This is a genomic window from Streptomyces sp. NPDC058145, from assembly GCF_042884245.1.
Classification (GTDB): domain Bacteria; phylum Actinomycetota; class Actinomycetes; order Streptomycetales; family Streptomycetaceae; genus Streptomyces.
Genome location: NZ_JBHVUH010000060.1, coordinates 1 through 2,304 on the forward strand (window position 1 = coordinate 1; position 2,304 = coordinate 2,304).

2 protein-coding genes are annotated in these 2,304 nt (G+C 65.4%); one reads left to right on the forward strand and one right to left on the reverse strand.

Annotation, left to right across the window (positions count from 1 at the left end):
* On the reverse strand, positions 1–368 hold a 368-nt coding region (locus ACFVVO_RS39390; protein WP_390061699.1), incomplete at its 3' end, for a transposase.
* 587 nt (positions 369–955) lie between these two features.
* Here ACFVVO_RS39390 and ACFVVO_RS39395 point away from each other — a divergent pair.
* Positions 956–2,221 (forward strand): IS110 family transposase, encoded by a 1,266-nt coding sequence (locus tag ACFVVO_RS39395; RefSeq protein WP_390061700.1) that lies wholly within the window; start codon positions 956–958, stop codon positions 2,219–2,221.
* Positions 2,222–2,304 lie beyond the last annotated feature (83 nt).

Sequence of the window (2,304 nt, forward strand, 5' to 3'; positions counted from 1 at the left end):
TGCGGCACTGGCCGGTGGGCGTGCATGTCGGTGCGCAGGATGTTGGCCAGCACCAGGGCGTCTCCGGGGTCGGACTTCTTGCGCGAGACGCTGTGCCGGTCACGGTAGCGGGCGGCGGCCATCGGGTTGATGGCGAAAACCTGCCGCTTGCCCGCCCGTAGCACTGCGACGAGCAGGCCGCGGGAGGTCTCGATCGCGACCGGGACCGGGTTCTCCTCGGTGTCGCCGTATTCGGCGAGCAGGTCCAGCAGGATCTTGTAGCCGGCGGCGTCGTCGGTGATGTGCCGTTTGGCCAGTAACTGGCCGCTGTCGTCGACCAGGGCGACGTCGTGCGTGCGTTCGGCCCAGTCGATGCCGCAGTAGATCAAGTCTTTCCCCTCCGTCGTACTGATCTTGCTGGTCACGAGCTCATGCGGGCCACGCAGCGACCTAATCCCAGGACTCAGCCCTTCTGGCCGGTCCGCCACCTAATGGGCGGCGAAGCGAGTCATCGCTATCCGAATCCGGAGTGAGAGCTCTTTCGACAGACCGCGAGGCTCGCTTCAGCAGCGGTTCCGGTCAGGACGAAGATCTCGTCCGCCACCTGGGCAGGAAGTCCTCTACTGAGAGCGATCTGGTTCCGGCCGGAACCGTTCGCAGCCTCCCATCTTCGCGAGCACAGCAGCATCTCTCGAGGACAAAAGCCTTCCGAATAGGTCTCAGCAGGCCCAGTTCAGATCACGTCACCAGGCGGTTCCCACCGGGCGCTTCGATGGTCGTGGCCTGAGCCAACCGCACGGAGCACCTTTCATCGCGTCGCGAGCCTTAGAGCTCTCACGAAGACGAAGGACCGTGCAGTTCGCTGGGGTTGCGAACGGCTGGTGGGATGTTGTGCCTCGAGCACTTCCATTAGGGAGCACGCGCACCCTGCACAGGCTCTGGCCTGCAGAAACAGCGGATCACCAGGGAGAACATGATGGAAATCGTAGGGTTACCAGTGTCGGTGTTCTGCGGGGTGGACTGGGCAGAAGACCACCACGATGTCGCACTCGTCAACGCCGGCGGAACACGGCTCGCCAAGCTGCGAATCAGCGACGATGCTGCTGGATTCACCCAGCTCACGGCTCTGCTGACCGAGCACGGAGACAGCAAGGATCACCCGATCCCGGTCGCGATCGAGACGTCCCGGGGACTACTGGTCGCCTGTTTGCGTGCAACGGGACGCCCAGTGTTCGCGATCAATCCGCTGGCTGTGGCCCGCTATCGAGACCGTCACTCAGTCGCGAGGAAGAAGTCGGACGCCATCGACGCTGCTGCCCTGGCGAACATCCTGCGCACGGACATGGCCGCCCACCGGCCTCTGCCAAAGGATTCCGAGCTGGCCCAGGCGATTGCGGTGCTGGCACGAGCTCAGCAGGACGCTGTCTGGGACCGTGTCCAGGCCCACAACAAACTCCGCTCTCAGCTGCGTGAGTTCTACCCTGCAATCCTTGCCGCCTTCGCTGACAAACGAGAGGGCATCTGCTCGCCCGAAGCCCGGACCATCCTGGCCGCGGCGCCGACGCCTGCAGCGGCGGCCCGCCTCACACGCCGACGTCTGCAGTCACTGCTCAAACAGGCTGGACGCCTGCGCGGCATCGAAGCCGAAGCCGACCGGCTCCACGAAGTCCTCCACCGCGAGTACCTCCACCAACCACCGCAGGTCGAGGATGCCTTCGGCCGGCAGGCCACCGCCTTGCTGCGTCAGCTGGAAGCAGCCTGCACCAATGCCGACCAGCTCGAAGCCGCCACAAGGGAGACTTTCGAGCAGCATCCGGACGCCCCGATCGTCTCCAGCTTTCCGGGCCTGGGGTCCCTCACCGGGGCCCGGGTCCTGGCCGAGATCGGCGATGACCGGGCTCGTTTCACGACCGCCGGAGCGATGAAGGCATACGCCGGCAGTGCACCGGTCACCCGGGCGAGCGGCAAAAGCTGCACGGTGATGGCCCGCCGGGTCAAGAACCAGCGGCTGGCCGCTGTCGGCTATGTCTGGGCCTTTGCCTCCCTGACCGCCTCCCCGGGCGCCAGAGCCCACTACGACCGTCGCAAAGAAGCAGGTGACCGCCACATCGCCGCCCAGCGCAACCTCTTCAACCGCTTCATGGGGATGCTCTTCCACTGCCTCCAACATGGCGAGTACTACAACGAGGAGAAGGCCTTTCCCGACCGGCCTGGAGGAGACCTCCCGGCACAAGCCGCTTGACGCGTTACCTGCGTGGGATGTCTCAGTAGCTGTTCGCGGCACCAGCTCGTCCCACGGGCCTCGGTCCCTGCGGGAGCTCGGGC

Excerpts from the sequence above, each read along its gene's own strand:
- ACFVVO_RS39395 (WP_390061700.1), top strand. The coding sequence starts at position 956 with ATGGAAATCGTAGGGTTACCAGTGTCGGTGTTCTGCGGGGTGGACTGG.